This window comes from Bradyrhizobium sp. (assembly GCF_035570375.1).
Lineage (GTDB): Bacteria > Pseudomonadota > Alphaproteobacteria > Rhizobiales > Xanthobacteraceae > Bradyrhizobium.
In genome coordinates, this window is sequence record NZ_DATMLW010000268.1 from 1 (window position 1) to 2175 (window position 2175).

At 59.9% G+C, this 2175-nt stretch carries 2 protein-coding genes; both read left to right on the top strand.

Features of this window, described 5'->3' with window-relative positions; all coding sequences use genetic code 11:
* Window positions 1-501 (top strand): CoA transferase (locus tag VNX23_RS29560; RefSeq protein WP_325635172.1); only part of this gene is annotated, 501 nt, incomplete at its 5' end.
* 15 nt (window positions 502-516) lie between these two features.
* Entirely contained in the window at window positions 517-2169 is a 1653-nt protein-coding gene (locus VNX23_RS29565) for a thiamine pyrophosphate-binding protein (protein ID WP_325635174.1), read from the top strand.
* Window positions 2170-2175 lie beyond the last annotated feature (6 nt).

The following is a 2175-nucleotide window of genomic DNA, read 5'->3' on the forward strand; positions in this document are numbered from 1 at the left end:
GGCATCTATCCATGCAAGCCCTTCGGACCGAACGACTACCTCTATGTCTACACCAGCCGCACCAATCCGGCGCATTGGCGACGATTGCTTGAGGTGATCGGACGCAAAGACCTGATCGGCGATCCGAGCTTTGACACAGGGACAGCGCGCCAGGAGCGCGAACCGGAAATTGACGAAATGATCACTGCTTGGACACGCCGGCACGACAAGCGCGAGGCGATGCGCAGGCTGGCGGACGCCGGCGTGCCGGCGGGGGCAGTCTTCGATACCATGGAGTTGACCGACCAACCTGATTTCGTGCAGCGGGGCATCATGCAGACGATGGAGCACCCAACCGCCGGCGCGTTCAAAATGCCGGGCTGGCCGGTGCGCTTCAGCGGACGTGCTCCGGAAGTCAAGCCGGCGCCGCTGCTCGGACAACACACCAATGAAATTTTGCGTGAATGGCTCGGTCTTGACGCCGACCAAATCAAACAACTCGGCGAGGACGGCGTCATCTAAAGGGGGAAGCAACACATGGCCGAACTTACCGGCTCGGAGATCCTGGCAAAATCGTTGAAGAACGAGGGCACCGACGTTCTGTTCTTCCTCATGGGTGGGCCCATGCTGCTTGCCGAGTCCTCCTGTATTAAGGAAGGAATTCGTCCGCTCGACGTGCGCCATGAGCAATCCGCCGCTTTTATGGGACAGGCCTATAGCCGACTGTTGCAGAAACCGAGCGTGTGCATGGCGGCAAGCGGTCCCGGGGTGATCAACCTCACAACCGGTATTGCCAACGCGTTGATCGATTGCTGCCCGGTCGTAGCGGTTGGCGGCTCAAGCCCGATTGGCCAGAACGGCCGTCAGGTTTTTCAGGAGATCGATCAGCTCGCAATTATGAAACCTTGTACCAAATGGGCCGATCGAGTTTATAACCTGAAGCGCATCCCCGAGCAGGTGAATTGTGCCTTCCAGAAAGCGATGAGCGGCAAGCCGGGCCCAGTTTATCTCGATTTTCCCGGCGATGTTCTTTACGCCAAGATTGCCGAAGAACAGGTTGACTGGAGCCTTTCCGGTCGGCCGCTGTTAAACGCGCGACCGCTGGGCGATCCCGAAAAAATCAACGCGCTGGTCGACTCGATCGCCCAGGCGCGTCAGCCGATCATACTGTCCGGAAGTGGCGTGATCTGGTCGAAGGCGTCTCAGGAACTGCAGGAGTTCGTCGAAAAGACCGGCATTCCATTCTACACTACACCGCAGGGCCGCGGCGTCGTGGCGGACGATCATGAATATTCGTATCTGACGATGCGCTCCGCAGCCTTTCGCGACGCCGACCTGATCATCGTGGTCGGCACCCGCATGAATTACATCATCGGCCATGCGGCACCCCCCCGCTTCAACGGTAGCGCCAAGATCGCACGCATCGATATCGATGCCGACGAAATCGCCACCGCGCCGCGCAGGGTCGATATCGGTATCGTCGGCGACTGTAAGGCGGTGCTCCGCCAGCTCATCGAGGCCAGCGCCAAGCGCATCAATGCGGATCATTTCTCCGCATGGCGGCGAACGCTGTCAGACGGCGAAGCAGCAAAGCGCCAGACGCCGGGTGCAAACAAGCCGATGGACGAGACGCCGATTCATCCGCTGCGACTGTGCGACGAGATCAAGAATTTTATGCAGCGCGACGCCATCCTGGTGGTCGACGGGCAAGAAATCCTGAACTTCGGCCGACAGTCGATGCCGACCTTCGCGCCTGGCCATCGGCTCAATTCCGGACCGTTCGGCACCATGGGCGTTGGATTGCCGTTCGGAATCGGTGCGAAGATCGCCAAGCCCGACAAACAGGTCATCGTTGTCCACGGCGACGGCTCGTTTGGCCTCAACGCACTCGAGCTCGACACCGCGGTGCGCCATAACATTGCGATCTTGGTGGTGGTCAGCCTCAACGGAGGCTGGACCGCTGACCCCCAGCGCAACAAGCCCGGTCGTAATCTTGGCTATACGCGTTTCGACAAGATGGCCGAAGCGCTCGGCTGTTATGGCGAATACGTCGAACACCCGGATGAAATTCGCCCGGCTCTGAACCGCGCTCAACGGGAGGTCGATCGCGGCTCGGTTGCGCTTGTCAACGTCAAGACCGACGACTGCGCCCGCGCCGCAACGGTGACGTTCGCGCAATATGCCACTTGAGCATCG